Annotated in this window: 10 protein-coding genes; 7 read left to right on the top strand and 3 right to left on the bottom strand. The window is 68.4% G+C overall.

From position 1 onward, the window contains the following. The 3 genes from AUL33_RS15605 to AUL33_RS15595 form a co-directional block, all read right to left on the bottom strand. The coding region (locus AUL33_RS15605; protein WP_062210116.1) for a transglutaminase family protein at nt 1-830 on the bottom strand (830 nt) is incomplete at its 3' end. Between the two features lie 4 nt (nt 831-834). After that, nucleotides 835-3,156 carry a circularly permuted type 2 ATP-grasp protein gene (locus tag AUL33_RS15600; protein WP_062210113.1) on the bottom strand — a complete coding sequence of 774 codons (2,322 nt, stop codon included), beginning with the start codon at nt 3,154-3,156 and terminating at the stop codon, nt 835-837. A 124-nt stretch (nt 3,157-3,280) separates the two neighbouring features. Further along, entirely contained in the window at nt 3,281-6,595 is a 3,315-nt protein-coding gene (locus AUL33_RS15595) for a DUF2126 domain-containing protein (RefSeq protein ID WP_062210110.1), read from the bottom strand. A 203-nt stretch (nt 6,596-6,798) separates the two neighbouring features. On the opposite strand from AUL33_RS15595, the gene AUL33_RS15590 reads away from it, so the two are divergent. The 7 genes from AUL33_RS15590 to AUL33_RS15560 all read left to right on the top strand — a co-directional run bounded on the left by AUL33_RS15590 (nt 6,799) and on the right by AUL33_RS15560 (nt 18,305). Continuing rightward, entirely contained in the window at nt 6,799-7,947 is a 1,149-nt protein-coding gene (locus tag AUL33_RS15590) for a putative zinc-binding metallopeptidase (protein ID WP_062210107.1), read from the top strand. A gap of 212 nt (nt 7,948-8,159) precedes the next feature. Further along, nucleotides 8,160-10,043, top strand: coding sequence for a malto-oligosyltrehalose trehalohydrolase (treZ, locus tag AUL33_RS15585; protein ID WP_062210104.1), 1,884 nt, complete (start codon nt 8,160-8,162; stop codon nt 10,041-10,043). Continuing rightward, a complete protein-coding gene (gene malQ / locus AUL33_RS15580; RefSeq protein ID WP_062210101.1) occupies nt 10,036-11,895 on the top strand; it encodes a 4-alpha-glucanotransferase in 1,860 nt (619 codons plus the stop codon). Before treZ ends, malQ begins: the two co-directional genes overlap by 8 nt. Next, entirely contained in the window at nt 11,892-14,600 is a 2,709-nt protein-coding gene (treY, locus tag AUL33_RS15575; RefSeq protein WP_062210098.1) for a malto-oligosyltrehalose synthase, read from the top strand. Before malQ ends, treY begins: the two co-directional genes overlap by 4 nt. A 104-nt stretch (nt 14,601-14,704) precedes the next feature. After that, nucleotides 14,705-15,490, top strand: coding sequence for a ThuA domain-containing protein (locus AUL33_RS15570; protein ID WP_062210094.1), 786 nt, complete (start codon nt 14,705-14,707; stop codon nt 15,488-15,490). 26 nt (nt 15,491-15,516) lie between these two features. Beyond that, nucleotides 15,517-16,575, top strand: a complete 1,059-nt coding sequence (locus AUL33_RS15565) for a Gfo/Idh/MocA family protein (protein WP_062210092.1) — start codon at nt 15,517-15,519, stop codon at nt 16,573-16,575. An 839-nt stretch (nt 16,576-17,414) separates the two neighbouring features. Next, a complete protein-coding gene (locus AUL33_RS15560) occupies nt 17,415-18,305 on the top strand; it encodes a DMT family transporter (protein ID WP_062210089.1) in 891 nt (296 codons plus the stop codon). The last annotated feature ends 30 nt before the right edge of the window (nt 18,306-18,335 follow it).

The raw sequence follows: 18,335 nt of genomic DNA, 5'->3' as shown, positions 1-18,335 counted from the left end.
GAGGTGATGAGGACGCCGTCGATCGGGGCAACGTCGGCATAGTCGCGCCCGACCGCCACGAGGACGTGGTCCTCGCTGGCAAGGCACCCGTTCGTCGGATCGAAGCCCATCCAGCCGCTGTCGGGCCCCGTCCAGACCTCGACCCAGGCGTGCATGGCGTCCGCCCCTTCCAGCCGGGGTCGGCCGGGCGGCGGCTCGGTGCGCAGGAAGCCGCTGGCATAGGCGGCGGGAAGGCCCGCGGCGCGAAGGCCGGCGATCATCATGTGCGAGAAGTCCTGGCAGACGCCGCGCCGGCTGGCGAAGGTCTCGGCGACGCTCGTGGTGATGGTGGAGACGCCAGACTGGAACTTGAACTCGGACTTGATGCGGCGGGAGAGCGCCAGCATCGCCGCGGCGACCGGCATGGCCGGATCCAGCGTCTCGCCGAGATAGCGGGCGACCTCGGGGGAGGGCGCGACGAGCCGTCCGGCGCCGAGGAAATGGATCGGGCTCTCGCCGCCGGGATCGCGCGACGCCAGCGCGAGACGTCGCGTGTCGGCGACGCTCGAGCCGGCGTCGAGGTCCGGCGCGGGGCGCTCGACGCCGACGCGCACCTTCAGCTCGATCGCCAACTCGTCATGCGGCTGGTGGATGATGAGATGGTCGCAGGCATTGCCGAAGAAGTCGGTGTCGTCGGCGATCTCGGACGGCGCCGGACCGATCTCGAGGCTGATGCGCTCGACGGTCTGTCCGCGATCCCAGCGCGGCGAGACGCGCAGGATGTGGCGCGCGTCCTTCACGAGGCCGGGATAGTGGTAGCCGATCTTCAGGCGGATGTCGTAGCGGGTCATCGTGTCATTCGGCCCCGAAGCGCTCGATCTCGCCTTGCGGCCCGACCGCGAAGTAGCGCTCCGTCAGGAGATCGGAAATGTCGCAGGTGTCGCGCGCGATCCGGGTGAGGAAGGCCGCATCGACCTCGCCGGGATCGGCGGTCTGGACCCGCACGAGAAGCCGCGCGGCGCGCCGCGACGCCTTGTCGAGGCTCTCGCCCGCGAGATTTCCGGGTAGCGTGGCGATGACGCCGCGCATGGCGGTGATCTGGTAGGTGAGCGAGCGCGGGTTGAGCGGATCGAGGATGGCGAGGTCCACCACCGTTTCCGGGCTGAGCTCGACCGAAAAGCGGCGGCGATAGGTGATGCGGCTGTCCGTGAAGTCGAGGAGCGCCTCGTAGACGCCGTCGCCGGCCGCTTCCAGGAAGGCCGCGGCGGCGTTGGCGGTGGCCATCGCCCGCTCGAGGCGGCGTCCGCATTCGAGGAAACGCCAGCCGGAAAACTGGTACATGTTCTCGTGGACGAGGCCGGAGAAGCCGGCGAGACGCGTCAGGACCCGGCTGGCCAGCACCGCGTCGTCGCGGTCCACCGGCGCGGCGATCGCCTCGTCGAGCAGCGCGACGATCTCGGCGAGCACGCGCCAGCCGTCCGGCGAAAACCGGTCGCGAATGCGCGAGGCGATGCCGAAGGCGGTGGCGGCGAGATCGCGAAGGCCCGCCGCCGTGTCGACGGTCTCTCCCGCCTTGGCGCTGCCGACGCCCGACTGCGCCAGAAGCGCCGTGCGGGCCAGATCGATCGGCGAGGGTTCTTCCTGCGTCCCGGCGCGCTCGATTGCGGAACGCCAGAGCCGCGCGGCCGCCTCCGTGCGCTCGGCGTAGCGGCCGAGCCAGAACAGGTTGTCGGCGGCGCGCGAGGGCAGCGAGCCGGGCAGGCGGCGCAGGAAATGCGGGCCGGCGGGCGCGCCGAGCAGCGTCACCGGCGCCTCCTCGCGTTCGCCCGAGACCCAGACGTCGATCGTGCGCCCGCCCGCGGCGATCGCCATCGTGTCGCCGCGCGGGCCGTCGGCGGTGCGCGCGAACCCGCCGGGCATCACGTCCCAACCGCCTTCGCCGCGGGCGAGGAAGACGCGCATCGTCACCGGACGCGGCTCCAGCCGGTCGTCGGCAAAGACCGGCACGGTGGAGAGCGCCAGTTGGCGGATCGCCACGACGTCGGCACTGCGCGCCGCGAAGGCCTGCCGCAGGGTCTCAGCATCCGGCACCGCGCGCGGGCTGGAGGGCAGCGGCAGCGACGGCGCGAAGCGCCAGTCCGGGGCCTGCGCAATGTCGTTGTCCGACGATCCCGCGCCCCAGCGCGTCTCGACGGCGCGAAGGCGCAGTGGTCCGCCGGTCAGCGCCTCGGCCATCGCGTCCTCGTAGGCGGCGAAAGCCGGGGTTTCGAGGATGCCCGAACCCAGCGCGTTGACGAGATCGAGCGAGCCGGCGCGGATGGCGCGCACGAGGCCGGGCGTGCCGATGCGAGAGCGCGAATAGAGCTCCAGCGGATCGGCATAGTCGGCGTCGAGGCGCCGCCAGAGGACGCGCACCGAGCGCAGCCCGTCCACCGTGCGGATCTTCGCCTCGTCGTCGTGGACCACGAGGTCGCCGCCTTCCAGCAGGTGGAAGCCGAGATAGCGGGCGAGGTAGGAGTGCTCGAAATAAGTTTCGTTGAGGGGGCCGGGCGTCAGCAGGCCGACGCGCGCACCGCCGGTGCCATTGAGGGAATTGAGGGTCTCGCGGAAACGGCCGAAGAAGCCGGCGAGGCGGCGGACCTGCAGCGCCTTGGCGAGATCGGGAAAGGCGCGGGCGGTGGCGACGCGGTTTTCCAGGGCGAAGCCGGCGCCGGAGGGCGCCTGCGTGCGGTCGGCGAGCACCCGCCACTGCCCGTCGGGGCCGCGTCCGAGATCCACCGCGACGAAGCGCAGGAGCGGGCGACCGCTGGCGGCCTGATCGGCGAGCGGGCGCAGGAATTCGGGATTGGCGCCGAGCAGCCAGCCCGGCAGCACGCCGTCGCGCACGAGCCGGCGCTCGCCATAGAGATCGCCGAGCAGGCGTTCGAGATAGTCGGCGCGCTGGCGAAGGCCCGCTTCGAGCGCGCGCCATTCGCCGGCCTCGATCACCAGCGGCGGGAAGGCGAGCGGCCAGAGCCGCTCGCGCCCATCGAGGCCGGCGCGATAGAAGACGCCGGCCTCGCGCAGATATTGTTCGGCCTTGCCGAAGCGCATCTCGCGCTCCGCCGGGCTGAGCCCCTCGAGCGCTTCCATGAAGCGTCGGTAGTGCGAGCGCACCGACCCGTCGTCCGCCTGCATCTCGTCGAAGCCGGCGCCGGCCCTGCCGCTGTCCGGGCGATAAAGGGACAGAAGCGAGGCCGAAGCGGAACCGGCGGGAGCGGGTTGGGCCGTGGCGGATCCAGGGACTGCGGCGGGCATCGGGTCAGAGCGCAAGGAAGGGCGGCCGCCTCAGGTCGAGGGTCATCGGGAAGGAGGGATCGGGGATCTCCTGCACCGGCTGCGTGCGGCCGGGCGTGTGGCCGAGCGCCTCGAACCGGGCGAGGCGACGCGCCTCGGCCTCGTTCGAATTGACCGGGAACGTGTCGTAGTTGCGCCCGCCCGGATGGGCGACATGATAGGTGCAGCCGCCGATCGAGCGCCCCGACCACTTGTCGTAGATGTCGAAGGTCAGCGGTGCATGGACGGGGATCGTCGGGTGGAGGCCCGAGGCCGGCTGCCACGCCTTGAAACGCACGCCGCCCACCGCCTCGCCTGCCACCGACGTCGCGCTGAGCGGCACGACGCGGCCGTTGCAGGTGACGAGATGGCGGCCGGGATCGTAGCCGGAGATCTTGGCCTGCAGGCGCTCCACCGAACTGTCGACGAAGCGCACGGTGCCGCCGATGGCGCCGGTCTCGCCCATCACGTGCCAGGGCTCCAGCGCCTGCCGGATCTCGAGCTTGACGCCCTCGCGGGTGATCTCGCCGCAGAAGGGGAAGCGGAACTCTGCCTGCGCCACGAACCATTCCGGCCGCACAGGATAACCGGCCCGGCCGAGATCGGCGAGGACGGTGAGGAAATCCTCCCAGACGAAGGCCTGCAGCATAAAGCGGTCGTGCAGCGTCGTGCCCCAGCGCACGAAGCGGCCCTCCTCGGGCTCGCGCCAGAACTTGGCGATGAGCGTGCGAATGAGAAGCTGCTGGGCGAGCGACATGCGCGCCTCGGGCGGCATCTCGAAGCCGCGGAACTCGACAAGGCCGAGGCGGCCCGTCGGCCCGTCCGGCGAGTAGAGCTTGTCGATGCAGATCTCGGAGCGGTGGGTGTTGCCCGTGACGTCGACGAGGAGGTTGCGGAACAGCCGGTCCACCAGCCAGGGCGGCGGCGCGGTGCCATCGCCGGGCTTGGGCACCTGAGCCATGGCGATCTCCAGCTCGTAGAGCTGGTCGTGGCGGGCCTCGTCGATGCGCGGCGCCTGGCTCGTCGGGCCGATGAACAGGCCCGAGAAGAGATAGGACAGCGAGGGGTGGCGCTGCCAGTAGAGAACGAGCGACTTCAGGAGGTCGGGCCGGCGCAGGAACGGCGAGTCGGACGGCGTCGCGCCGCCGACCACGACATGATTGCCGCCACCGGTTCCCGCGTGCTTGCCGTCGATCATGAACTTGTCGGTGCCGAGCCGCGACGCCCTCGCCTCGTCGTAGACCGTGCTGGTGATGTCCACCGCCTCGCGCCAGGACGAGGCGGGATGGACGTTGACCTCGATGACGCCGGGATCGGGCGCTACACGCACGACGTTGAGGCGCGGGTCGAACGGCGGCGGATAGCCCTCGATGCGCACCGGCAGCTGGCGCGCCTCGGCGGCCTCCTCGACGCCGGCGAGAAGGTCGAGATAGGCCTCCGCCGTCTCCACCGGCGGCATGAAGACATGCAGCACGCCGTCGCGAGGCTCGATCGCGAGCGCGGTGCGGACATGGCCAAGGATCTCGGTCTCCGGCCCGGCCGCCGGCGGGCTCCAGGTCTCGGCCCCGAAAGCCTCGATGCGGCGCTGCGGCTGCGAAAGCGCGGCGGGTTCGGGCAGCGGCGGGAAGGGCTGCATCGGGTCGGCGGGATGGGTGTAGGGGTAGCGCGCCGGCGGCAGGTGGTCGAGCGAGGCCAGCGGCAGGCGATAGCCGAGAGCGCTGTCGCCCGGCGTCAGGAACAGCGAGCCGCGCCGCGCCTGCCAGCGCTCGGAGATCCACTTGACCCCCTGCGCCTGCCAGGGCTGCACCGGCAGGACGATGCCGACGGGATTGCCGAGGCCCCGGTCGAAGACGCGGGCGAGGCGCGCGCGCTCCTCCGGGTCCTCCAGCTTGGAATCGGTGGCCTCGACATTGGCGGGAAGCTTGGCCTCGCGCGCCAGCCAGTAGGACGGATCCTCGAAGGCGGGCAGCGCATGGGCGGGATCGACGCCGAGATGGCGCGCGACGTCCTCCAGCACCTTCTGCGCGTCGTCGATCGTGGCGTCCTTGGCCTCGGTCTCGCCGGCCACGAGCTTCGGGTTGCGCCAGATCGGCTGGCCGTCCTTGCGCCAGTAGATCGAATAGGTCCAGCGCGGCAGGGTTTCGCCCGGATACCACTTGCCCTGGCCGTGATGGAGGAAGCCGCCGGGCGCGAAGCGCGCCTGCAGCCGGCGCAGGAGATCGTCGGCGAGGCCACGCTTGGCCGGGCCGGTGGCGTCGGCGTTCCACTCGGCCGCCTCGAAATCGTCGATCGAGACGAAGGTCGGCTCTCCGCCCATCGTCAGGCGCACGTCCATCGCCACGAGGTCGGCGTCCACCCGTTCGCCGAGCGCGTCGAGCGCCTGCCAGCTCTCTTCCGAGAACGGATAGGAGACGCGCGGCGCCTCGGCGACGCGCTGCACCTCCATCTCGAACTCGAACGTCACCTCCGCGAAGTCGACGCCGCCGGCGATCGGCGCGGCCGAGCGGTAGTGCGGCGTGGCGGCCAGCGGCACGTGGCTCTCGCCGGTCATCAGGCCGGAGGTCGGGTCGAAGCCGATCCAGCCGGCACCGGGCACGTAGACCTCGACCCAGGCATGGAGGTCGCAGAAATCGACGGTGGTGCCGGCCGGGCCGTCGAGCGCCACGAGATCGGGCTTCAGCTGGATCAGGTAACCCGAGACGAAGCGGGCGGCGAGACCGAGATGGCGCAGCGCCTGGACGAGCAGCCAGGACGAATCGCGGCACGAGCCGGAATGCTTGTCGAGCGTCTCGTCCGGCGTCTGGACGCCCGGCTCCATGCGGATGAGGTAGTCGACCTTCTGCTCGACCTTGCGGTTGAGGCCGACGAGGAAGTCGATCGTGCGGGTCGGCGTCAGGTCGACCGAGGCGAGGAACGCCTGCAGCGCCGGACCGGCCGGCTCGGTGGCGAGATAGGGCTTGAGGTCCCCTTTCAACTCTTCCGAATACTGGAACGGAAAGCTCTCCGCATATTCCTCGGTGAAGAAGTCGAACGGATTGTAGACCGTCATGTCGGCGAGAAGATCTACCTCGATGCGGAGTTCGGTCGCCTTTTCGGGGAAGATGATTCGCGCCAGCCAGTTGCCGAACGGATCCTGCTGCCAGTTGATGAAGTGGTTCTCGGGCAGGATCTTCAGCGAATAGGACGGCGTCCGGGTGCGCGAATGGGGCGCCGGCCGGAGTCGGATGGTCTGCGGCCCCAACGTCACCGGGCGATCGTAGCGATAATGGGTGACGTGATGAAGAGCTGCGAGGATCGGCATCGGGTCCCAGACGCTGTCACGAGGAAAGGTGGAGCGACCATAGTCCGTCCGCTCGCCGCCCGAAACCACCGCAATGCGGGAAGAGATGCTGCCGATTGAGATTCTTGGCGGAAACGACGCCAAAATCGGAACTCTTTCCCCGTGGGCCCTGTTCTCGGCGCAACCGGACGACGCGCTGCGCTGCGCATGAGGGGACCCTCGGAATGAAGCTGTTTTCGTGCCCGGCCTGCGATCAGGTCTTGTTCTTTAACAATACGCGCTGCGAACGTTGTGGACACGCACTCGGATACGAACCCCGCCAGAATCGCTTGCTGGCGCTCGAACCGGCGGGCGATGCATGGGTCTCGGTCGGTTACAAGAGCGCGGGCGACCACTGGGTCTACTGCGACAATCATCGCTACAACGTCTGCAACTGGCTGATCCCGGCCGGCAGCGGCGAAAAATATTGCCTCGCCGACCGGCACAACATGATGGTGCCCGATCTCAGCAATCCCCGGAACCAGGCGCTCTGGGCGAAGATGGAGGCGGCCAAGCACCGGCTGTTCTATACGCTGCTGCGCCTGAAGCTGCCCCTCTACACCCGCGACGAGCACCGCGAGGGGCTGGGGTTCAAGTTTCTCGCCGACGATCCCAATTCGCCCAAGAAGGTGATGACCGGGCACGAAGACGGCGTCGTCACGGTGGCGCTGGCCGAGGCCGACGATCTGGAACGCGAGACCCGTCGGAATGCCATGGGCGAGCCCTACCGCACGCTGCTCGGCCATTTCCGACACGAGGTCGGCCATTGGTACTGGGACATTCTCGTGCGCGACGGCGGCGATGCGCTCGAGGCCTGCCGCGCCGTCTTCGGCGACGACACCGAGGATTACGGCGAAGCGCTGAAACGCCATTATGCCAACGGTCCCAAGGCCAACTGGCAGGAGGAGTTCGTGTCCGCCTATGCGGGATCGCACCCTTGGGAGGACTTCGCGGAAACCTGGGCCCACTATCTCCACATCGTCGATACGCTGGAGGTCGGCGGTTCGTTCGGGATGACGATCCACCCGCGCCTCGACCGCGACGGCATCCTCACCACCGATCTCGACTTCGACGTCTATGGCGAGGAGACGACGATCGAGGAGATCGCCGACGGATGGCTCGCCATCTCCCAGGCGTTGAACTCGATGAACCGGGCGATGGGGCTCAGCGACCTTTATCCGTTCGTCCTGTCGCCGGCGGTGATCCGCAAGCTTGGCTTCATCCACGACCTCGTCCACGGCCGGGCCGGCGACCGTCTGGCGCTGGATGTGGCGGCCGACAGCGTTCCCGCCTCGGCCGGCATGCTCGCGCGCCAGTCGGAAGAGGCGGCCTGACGCCGCGCGGCGAGTGCCCGCCCCGATCGGGGCGCACGGAAATTTATCCCCCGTCGGGGACTGCCGTGCTCCGCGGATGCCCCACTTAGCAGACCATCGAGTTTCACCCGGCCGGCGTCGAAACCCGATCTTCCGTTCGCTCCGCCCCGGGGCGAACGGGATGGACGGACCGCCGCCTCGACCCCAACGCAATCATCGCTTCGGAGCCACGCATGGACGGCGCCCAGACCTTCTCCTTCGATCTCAGCTGGGGCACGCAATACGACCCCGCCGGCACGCGGTTCCGCCTCTGGGCGCCGAGCGCCGAGAGCATAGACCTCGCGATCTCCGAGACCGAACGCTACAATCCCGAGCGCTTCGAACCTTTGGCCAAATCCACCGACGGCTGGTGGGAGATCGTTACGACCTCGGTCGTGCCGGGCGGCGGCTACGGCTTCCGCATCGACGGCGACAAGATCGTGCCCGATCCGGCCGCGCGGGCGCAGGTCGGCGACGTCCACTGGCTGTCGCGACTGGTGGATCCCGCCGCCCATGTCTGGCGCGCGCAGGACTGGGCCGGCCGGCCCTGGCATGAATGCGTCTTCTACGAACTGCATGTCGGCACGTTCACGCCCGAGGGCACGTTCGATGCCGCGATCTCCAAGCTCGACCACCTGCGCGACACCGGCATCACCGCGATCGAACTGATGCCGGTCGCCCAGTTCGGCGGCCAGCGCGGCTGGGGCTACGACGGCGTGCTGCTCTATGCCGCGCATCAGGCTTACGGCGGCCCGGAAGGCCTGAAGCGGCTGGTGGACGCGGCGCACGAGCGCGGCCTGATGGTCTTCCTCGACGTCGTCTACAATCACTTCGGCCCGGACGGAAATTACATCCCCGCCTACATCCCCGAGTTCTTCCATGACGAGATCCATACCCCCTGGGGTGCGGCGATCGCCTATGACGAAAAGCCGGTGCGCGATTTCATGATCGAGAACGCGCTCTACTGGCTGGTGGAATGCCGGATCGACGGGCTTCGTCTCGATGCGATCGACTCGATCAAGGACACGACCGACACGCCCTTCATCAAGGAGCTGGCCGAGCGCGTGCGTGCCGAGGTCGCCGAGCGCCACGTCCACATCACCACCGAGGACGACCGCAACATCACCTGGCACATCGACCGCGCCGCCGACGGCTCGGCACCGATGATCTCGGGCGAGTGGAACGACGACTTCCACCACTGCGCCCACGTTCTGGGAACGATGGACCAGGAGGGCTACTACAAGGACTACGATCCGCGCTCCGCCGAGCAGATGGCAACGGCGCTCGCCACCGGCTTCGTCTTCCAGGGGCAGCGCTCCGAGCACCGCGACCGCGACGTCGGCACCGAGTCGGCCTATCTGCCGCCGACCGCCTTCGTCAACTTCATCCAGAACCACGACCAGATCGGCAACCGCGCCTTCGGCGACCGGCTGCGCTCCCTGTCGTCGGGCCGCATGTACGACTGCCTGCAGGCGATCCTGCTCCTGTCGCCGCAGATCCCCCTGATGTTCCAAGGCGACGAGTTCGGCGACTGCAACTCGTTCTGCTTCTTCACCGATTTCGACGGCGAGCTGGCCAATGCCGTGTCGAAGGGACGCAAGAAGGAGTTCAAGACCTTCGCCGCCTTCGAGGACGAGGAGGCGCAGGAGATCTTCCCCGATCCCAACGACGACATGACCTTCGAGATCTCGCGCCTCGACTGGTCGCAGCTCGCCCAGCCCATCCATAAGCGCCGCCTGCAGGTGACGCGCGGCCTGCTGGCGGCGCGGCGCGAGGTGCTGATGCCGCTGCTCGGCGGCGCCAAGGGCAATTGCGGCATGGCGCTCGTCGAGGATCGCGCCTTCGCCGTCGCCTGGGAACTGCAGCCTGGCAAATTCTACCACCTCTTCGCCAATCTGAACGACGATCCGTGGGAGATCGAGGACGGCCTGCTGACGCCCGAGATCGCGAATGCGACGCGCGTCTATTCCAACCACAAGGGCGCCACCGACGAATTGCGCAACGGCGTCCTGCCGGGCACCTCGGTCGTCTTCCTCCTGTCCGACACGCAGCTGATCGAGGAACCCGCGCATGACTGACCGGCTCGACGACCTCGCGACGAGTCATGGCATCCAGACGCGCTACACCTCCGAGATGGGCGAGCCGCAGGCGATCGAGGACGAGGCCAAGCGGGGCCTCCTCGCCGTCCTGCGCGTCGATGCCGATGGCGCCGAGAGCGGCGACTTCGGCGCGAGCCAGCAGGTGCCGGACCTTCGATGCGCCTTGCCGCCCAGCGTCGCGGGGCGGCGCAGCTGGGGCATCACCTGTCAGCTCTACGCCCTGCGCAGCGACCGCACGCTCGGCATCGGCGATTTCGCCGATCTGGCGAGGCTGGCGGAAATCGGCGGCGCGGTCGGCGCGTCCTTTGTCGGCGTCAATCCGCTGCACGCCCTCTTCCTCGCCGATCCCGGCCGCTACAGCCCCTATTCGCCCTCCACCCGGCGCTTCCTCAATCCGTTCTACATCGCGGTCGATGCGCTGGAGGGCGGCGAGGCCGCGATCGAGGCGCTGCGGGCAGCCGAGCCCGCGCTCTTCGAAGGGCTCGGCGAGGCGCTGGTCGACTACCGCGCCGCCGGCACGCTGAAGGCGCGGCTCCTGCGCACGCTCTACGAGACGCATCGCGCCGGCCTCGATGAAGACGAAGCCTTTGCCACGTTCCGGGCAAAGGGCGGCGAGGCCTTGCGTGGCTTCGCGCTGTTCGAGGCGATCTCGGCGGCGATGGTCGAGGAGGGCGGCAGCGCCGGTTGGCACAACTGGCCCGAGCGCCTGCATGCGCGCGACGGCGAGGCGGTGCGAGCCTTCGAGACGAAGGAAGCCGATGCCGTCCGCTTCCATGAATGGCTGCAATTCGTCTGCGACGCGCAGCTTGCCGAGGCCCAGCGCCGCGCTCGCGCTGCCGGCATGCATATCGGCCTCTATCTCGACTTCGCCGTCGGCGTCTCGCCGGATGGGGCCGAGACCTGGGCCGACCCGGCGCTGACCGTGCGCGACGCCCGCGTCGGCTCGCCGCCCGACATGTTCAACTCCGATGGCCAGGACTGGGGCCTCGCCCCGCTCTCGCCGCGGGCCCTCGCCGAGCGCGATTATCGCCCGCTCGCCAGCGCCTACGACGCCCTGATGGAACATGCCGGCGCCATCCGCATCGACCATGCGATGGGCCTCGCCCGCCTCTGGTGGATCCCGGAGGGCGTGAAGTCCGGTGGCGGCGGCTACATGCGCTATCCGCTCGGCGCGATGGTCGACGCGGTGGCGAAAGTCTCGCAGGCGACCGACTGCCTCGTCATCGGCGAAGACCTCGGCACCGTGCCGGAGGGCTTCCGCGACACGATGGAGGAGGCCCGCATCCTCTCCTACAAGGTGCTTTATTTCGAGCGCTGGAAGGACGGGCTGTTCAAGGCCACCACCGAATATCCCGAACTCTCGCTCGCCTGCATCTCGACCCATGATCTGGCGACGCTGGCCGGCTGGTGGCACGGCTCCGACATTCGCCTGCGCTCCGAAACCGGGCGCCAGAACGAGGCGGCCACGAAGCGCGATCTCAACGAGCGCGACCGCGACCGGCGCACGCTTCTGGCCGCGCTCCACAACGAGAACCTCTTGGCGCCCGACTTCCAGGCCATGGCCAGGGGCGAGCGCGACCTGCCGATGGAGATCACGGACGATCTCGCGATCGCCATCCACCGCTACGGCGCGCGCACGGACTCGATGCTCTTCGCGGTGCAGATGGAGGACATGATCCTCTCGCACCGGCAGCCCAACCTTCCGGGCACCACCGACGAATATCCGAACTGGCGCGTGCGCTCCGACATCCGGCTCGACGACCTCGAAGCCGACGACCGATTCCAGGCGATGGCCCGCGCGATGCGCGACGAAAGACCGGAGACCCCATGAGCCGACCGCTCGTTGCCACCTACCGCCTGCAGTTCCGCGAGGGCACCGGCTTCGCTGAGGCCCGCGACCTCGTCCCCTACATGAAGACGCTCGGCGTCTCGCATCTCTACGCCTCGCCGATCTTCGCGGCCTCGCCCGGCTCGACCCACGGCTACGATGTCGTCGACTACAACCGCTTCGAGGATGATCTCGGCGGCGACGCCGGCTTCAACGCCATGAGCGACCGGCTGATGGCCGAGGATCTCGGCCTCATCCTCGACTTCGTGCCCAACCACATGGGCGTCTCGCCGGAGAACCTGTGGTGGGAGGACGTGTTGCGCTGGGGCCGCGAGAGCCGCCATGCCGACACGTTCGACATCTCGTGGGACGCCGAGAAGATCCTGATTCCGACACTCGGCAAGCCCTACGGGCAGGCGCTCGAAGATGGCGACCTCTCTGTGGTCTTCGACGAAAAGCGCTCCGAGATCCGCTTCTCGGCCGCCGGCTACGAACTGCCGCTCGATCCGCGCACGCTCAGCCACGTCTTCGCCTTCGTCGAGCACGACGAGCGCGACCGGCTGGTGCGCCGTTTCTCAGCGGCGGTGCCGGCCGACGGCGAGGAACTCGGCGAGCGCTTCGCCGAGCACATCGCCGACCCGACGTTCCTTGCCGCCATGACGAAGGGCATCAAGGCCGTCAACGCCGACTCCCAGGCCCTTCACGCCCTGCACGAGGCGCAGGCCTGGCGCCTCGCTTGGTGGCGTCTGGCGCGCGAGAAGCTTTCCTATCGCCGCTTCTTCGAGATCGCCGACCTCATCGGCGTGCGCCAGGAGATGCGCCGCGTCTTCCGCGAGTCGCATCGCACGGTGCTGCGCCTCGCCCGCGAGCGCCGGCTCGACGGCATCCGCATCGACCATGTCGACGGGGTCGCCGACCCGAAGGGCTACCTGCAGGAACTCGACCAGGCCTTCCAGTCGCTGCGCCGCGACGTGACGATCCATGTCGAGAAGATCCTGACCGGCCCAGAGCGTCTGCGCCAGTCCTGGGATATCGAGGGCACCACCGGCTACGAGTTCATTACGGCCGTCGCCGGCCTCTTTGTCGACGGCGACCGCGAAGAGGCGATGACATCGGCCTATGCCCGGTTCCTCGGCGAGTCCGAGGATCTGCGCGCCATGATCGCCGAGCAGAAGCGGGCGATCTTCACCCACAATCTCGCCGGCGAACTCACCGTCCTCACCGACGAGGCGATGGCGGTGGCCGAGCGGGGCCTCGCCACGCGCGATTTCGGGCGCGACGACCTTTCGCGTTCGGTCGTCGAGGTCGCCGCCAACCTTCCGGTCTACCGCACCTATGTCGGCGTCGATGGGGTGCCAGCCAAGGATGTCGAGGTCATCGACGACGCCGTGGCGCTGGCGCAGGCCGGACGCGCGGTCGAGGCGAGCGAGCCCGTGGCCTTCGTCGGCCGCCTGCTGAAGCTCGCCTTCGAGGATGGGCGCGACATTACCGGCGCGCTCAACTTCACCCGCCGCTTCCAGCAGACCACCGGCGCGGTGATGGCCAAGGCAGTCGAGGACACCGTCTTCTATCGCTACAATCGCCTGATCGCTCTCAACGAGGTCGGCGGCGAGCCCGATCATTACGGCACTGATATCGCCGCCTTCCACGACGAGATGGCGATCCGGCTGGAGGATCAGCCGAACGGGCTGATGGCCTCCTCCACCCACGACACCAAGCGCGGCGAGGATGCGCGCGCGCGCCTCTACACGTTGAGCGAGGCGCCCGAGCGCTGGGCCGCGATCGTGGCGGATGCCGCGAACGCTCTGAAGGCCTATCGCGAGCCGGTGGGGGAGGGACACGTCTCGCCCGATCCCGCCACCGAATGGGGCTTCTACCAGTCGCTGCTCGGCGTGCTGCCAGCCGATTTCGACCCGGCCGACGCCAAGGCGCGCGACGAGATCGCGGCGCGCCTGACGGCTTTCGCCGAGAAGGCCGTTCGCGAGGCCAAGCGCTTCACCTCGTGGACCTCGCCGGCCGAGCCCTACGAGACCGCGCTGAAGCGCTTCGTCGAGGCGGTGATGTCGCGCAAGGAGACGGGCGAGTTCCTCGCCGAGTTCTGGACGGCGGCGCAGCCCTTCGTGGTCGCGGGCGCGCTCAACTCGCTGGCGCAGACGCTGGTGAAGCTGACGGCACCGGGCGTTCCCGACATCTACCAGGGCACCGAGTTCTACGACCTTAGCCTCGTCGACCCCGACAATCGCCGCAAGGTCGATTTCGCCGCGCGCGAGAAGGCGATGAGCGACGGGCGCAAGGTCGCCGACGCGCTGCCGGGCTGGCGCGACGGCGCGGTGAAGGCCAAGCTGACGGCGGCAGCGCTAAAAGCGCGTATCAAGGCGCCCGAACTCTTCACCACCGGCCGCTACCTGCCGCTCGAGGTCACGGGCGCGAAGAAGGACCATGTCGTCGCCTTCGCGCGCAGTGACGGAGAGGGGCGCGTCGCCGTCACGATCGTGCCGCGCATGGCGCTGCAGCTGCTGGGCGAGGGGGCAAGCGTGCCGATGCCCGATCCCGCCGGCTGGGGCGACACGGCGGTTCGCCTGCCGTCTCATCTCGCGGGCGCACGTTTCGACGACATCCTCAGCGAGCGTCCGGTGGCCGGCGGCTCGGCCTTGCGCCTGTCCGAGGTGCTGGCGACGCTGCCGGTGGCGCTGCTCCTCGCCGACTGACGAGGAATTGCTTGACGAGGACCGCGGCCGGCACGGGAGGTTGCCGGCCGCGGCCCTATCTTTTCTCCGACACGAGACATCATGACAGGCAGGAGGAAGCCTCGATGACCATTCGCGCCGTCGTCTGGAACGAGTTCATCCACGAGAAGGAGAACGCCGTCGTCCAGGCGGTCTATCCCGACTCGATCCACGAGACGATCGCGCGGGCGCTGCGCGAAGACAGCGGGATCGAGGCGACCACCGCGACGCTGGAAGAACCCGATCACGGACTGACACAGGCGCGGCTCGACGAGACCGACGTGCTTCTCTGGTGGGGGCACAAGGCGCACGGGCAGGTGTCCGACGCCATCGTCGACCGCGTGCAGCAGCGGGTGAACGAGGGCATGGGCCTCATCGTCCTGCATTCCGGTCATTTCTCGAAGATCTTCAAGCGGATGATGGGAACGCCCTGCTCGCTGCGCTGGCGCGAGGCGGGCGAGCGCGAGCGGCTCTGGTTGATCAATCCCAGCCACCCGATCACGCAAGGCATCGACAAGGCGATCGAGCTGCCGAACTCCGAAATGTACGGCGAGCCCTTCCTCGTGCCCGAGCCGCTGGAGACGGTGTTCGTCTCCTGGTTCGAGGGCGGCGAGGTGTTCCGGTCGGGCCTCACCTACCAGCGCGGCGCGGGCCGCATCTTCTATTTCGAGCCCGGCCACGAGACCTACCCGATCTACCACGATCCGCAGATCCAGACGGTGCTGCGCAACGCGGTTCGCTGGGCCTACAACCCGGCGAAGCCCTGGAAGGACGTGTCGAACGCTCCGAACGTGCCCATCGAGAAGGCGCGCGAGCCGCTGGAACGCAAGGGCGGCTCGCTGCACAAGGCGGGCGAGGCCGGTTACCGATGAGCCCTGATGGAATGACCCCAAACGCGATGACAAAGGAGCTTCGCATCCTCATTCTCGGAACAGGGGGCATCGCCCACCGCCACGCCGAGCATTTCTCCGCCATCCCGAACTGCCGCGTCGTCGCAGCGGTGGACACCAACATCGAGCGGGCCCGCACCTTTGCCGCCGATCATTCGATTGCGGACTCGTTCGCCGATCTCGGCGAAGCCATCGAATGGGGGCAGTTCGACGCGGCCGTGAACTCGACGCCGGACGGCGTCCACAAGGCAACGACGCTGAAGCTGATGGCGGCGGGCAAACCCGTCTTCTGCGAGAAGCCGCTCGCGGTGAACTATCCCGACGCGCTGGAGATGACCGAGGCCGCCGAGGCCAACGGGCTCGTCAACATGGTCAACCTCACCTATCGCAACGCCCACGCGCTGCAGATGGCGCGACGCATGGTGGACGAGGGCAAGATCGGCACGATACGCCATTTCGAGGCGAGCTACCTGCAGAGCTGGCTCACCGGGCAGCACTGGGGCGACTGGCGGACCGAGGAGCGTTGGCTCTGGCGCCTGTCGTCGGACCATGGTTCGAAGGGGGTGCTCGGCGATATCGGCATCCACATCCTCGACTTCGCGACCTTCGGCACCGGCCTCGACATCGCGGCGCTGCATGCGCGCATGAAGGTCTTCGACAAGGCCGAGGGCGGGCGGATCGGCGAATACGTGCTGGACGTCAACGACAGCGTGGCGATGACGGTGGAGATGAAGAACGGCGCGCTCGGCGTCATCCACATGAGCCGCTATGCCACCGGCAATCTGAACGATCTCCATCTCATCATCTACGGCGAGACGGGCGCGTTGCGGATCTGGTCGAACCAGCTGGATTCGCGGCTGGAGGTGTGTCTGGGCGCCGACATCGAGACGGCGACCTGGAGCCGCGTGGAATGTCCGGTGACACCGCGCAACGAGCATCGCTTCGCCATGGCGATGATGACCGGCGACAACGGCCAGCCGGATTTCCGGCGCGCCGCCGAGATCCAGAAGCTGCTCGACCTGTGCTTCGTGTCCGACCGCGAAGGGCGGATGCTGCCGGTGGATTGAGCGGGGGCGCGATGGGCGCGCCGGGAGGGCCATCGTGGCCGCGAGCGTTTAGCGAGGCTTGGGCGTTTCGCCCTTGTCTTGCTCACCGCTTCGCTGCCTCGTGCCTCGCCGCGCTGCCTTTTCTTTTCCGCATCGTCATCCCGGGCTTGACCCGGGATCCATGCCGCGAGGGTGGACGGCGTTCGACGACTGTGCGGGGGAAGGCGTGCTGTAAACCGGTTCTGGCTCTTCCTGAGTTCGGGCATGGATCCCGGATCAGGCCCGGGATGGCGAGTTTGAGGGGCGCGGTTGAGGCGGAAGGGGCGGATAAGGAAGGCCGTGGAAGCGCCCCGAGCCAACGAGGCCGAGGAGAGCCGCTGGCCAAGGAGGCAGAAGGACGAGCAGGGCGAAGACGGAAAGACGGCGAGGTGAAGAACCGACCGCAAGGACCACTTGGAACAGCGCGGAAGACCGTTCGGACCGTTCATCGATGTCGCCTGACAAGGGCTGGCGCTCCACCCAAGCCCGGGACCGCGCGGACCGTCCAGCCGTTGAGACCACCCGCCATTGGCGCATCCGCATCAGTACGTTTTTCTTATTCCCGCCACATCCGATTCCATGATTTCGGCGCAATCTCCTCGCGCTGCAGCATGATCACGCCGATGCGTCGGCGGTAAGAGAATATGATCGGAATCAGAGGTTTGCGCCGATTGATCCGCCTGCCTTAAAGGTTCTATCAACCGATTTGCGCGATAGTGCGCACGCCGACCGCCCTCCACACGAAGACGCGCTCCGAAAGGAGCAAACGATCGCCCGATCGCGATGCCGGCTTGTCCATACCCCATGAAAAGTCGCCCGCGATGCAGACCGGTATCCTTCTCGCCTTCCTGGCATATCTCGCCTATTCCTGTTCCGACGCCGCCGGCAAGATGCTGGGCGGCCAGCTGCCGATCTTCGAGATTGGCTTCTTCATGTCCCTCATCGCGCTCGCTCCGGCGCTGCTCCTCAAGCGGCCCGAGGACAGCTGGCGTTCGATCGCGCGGCCCAAGCGCCCGCTTCTCGTCCTCGCCCGTATGAGCACGGGCACGTTCGGCGGCATCTGCGCCATCTACGCCTTCACCCATCTGCCGATGGCCGAGGCCTATTCGCTGATCTTCCTCCTGCCGGTCTTCGTCGCGGTGCTCTCCAGCACCTTCCTCAAGGAGGTCGTCGGCCTGTCGCGCTGGCTGGCGCTGTTCGGCGGGCTCGCCGGCGTGCTGCTCGTCGTGCGCCCCGGCTTCAACGCCCTGACGCTCGGCCATCTAGCCGCCATCGCCTGCGCCTTTTCCGGCGCGCTCACCGCCATTCTGCTGCGCCAGCTCGGGCCGACGGAGAAACGCCTGACGCTGGTCGGCGCGGTGCTGGTGGCCGCGACCGTGGTGAACGGCTTTCTGATGATCCCGAGCTTCACGATGCCGACCACCGCGCATTGGCCGATCCTCGTCGTCGGCGGCCTGTGCGCGGGCATCGGTCATATCGCGATGGTGATGGCGGCCCGCATCGCCCCGGCCAGCCGCATCGCGCCGACCCAGTACAGCCAGATCGTCTGGGCGGCGGTGCTCGGCGCCGCGATCTTCGGCGAGGTTCCCGATCCGATCGCGGTGGCGGGCATGGCGCTCGTCGGCTTCTGCGGCGTGATGACGCTCGGCGGTGATGCTCCGCGGGCCGCGAACGCGCCGCGCCATCGCTTCCTGCGCCTTCGCAAGGCCTGAAGCGCCTCGCATTTCCTGCCGATGACGAGG

This window comes from Aureimonas sp. AU12, from assembly GCF_001463705.1.
GTDB lineage: Bacteria > Pseudomonadota > Alphaproteobacteria > Rhizobiales > Rhizobiaceae > Aureimonas.
This window is presented reverse-complemented; position numbering and strand designations above follow the sequence as displayed.

Coding starts and splice junctions, on each gene's coding strand:
- AUL33_RS15600 (WP_062210113.1), bottom strand. CDS start 3,156: ATGCAGGCGGACGACGGGTCGGTGCGCTCGCACTACCGACGCTTCATG.
- AUL33_RS15595 (WP_062210110.1), bottom strand. CDS start 6,595: ATGCCGATCCTCGCAGCTCTTCATCACGTCACCCATTATCGCTACGAT.
- AUL33_RS15590 (WP_062210107.1), top strand. CDS start 6,799: ATGAAGCTGTTTTCGTGCCCGGCCTGCGATCAGGTCTTGTTCTTTAAC.
- treZ (WP_062210104.1), top strand. CDS start 8,160: ATGGACGGCGCCCAGACCTTCTCCTTCGATCTCAGCTGGGGCACGCAA.
- malQ (WP_062210101.1), top strand. CDS start 10,036: ATGACTGACCGGCTCGACGACCTCGCGACGAGTCATGGCATCCAGACG.
- treY (WP_062210098.1), top strand. CDS start 11,892: ATGAGCCGACCGCTCGTTGCCACCTACCGCCTGCAGTTCCGCGAGGGC.
- AUL33_RS15570 (WP_062210094.1), top strand. CDS start 14,705: ATGACCATTCGCGCCGTCGTCTGGAACGAGTTCATCCACGAGAAGGAG.
- AUL33_RS15565 (WP_062210092.1), top strand. CDS start 15,517: ATGACAAAGGAGCTTCGCATCCTCATTCTCGGAACAGGGGGCATCGCC.
- AUL33_RS15560 (WP_062210089.1), top strand. CDS start 17,415: ATGCAGACCGGTATCCTTCTCGCCTTCCTGGCATATCTCGCCTATTCC.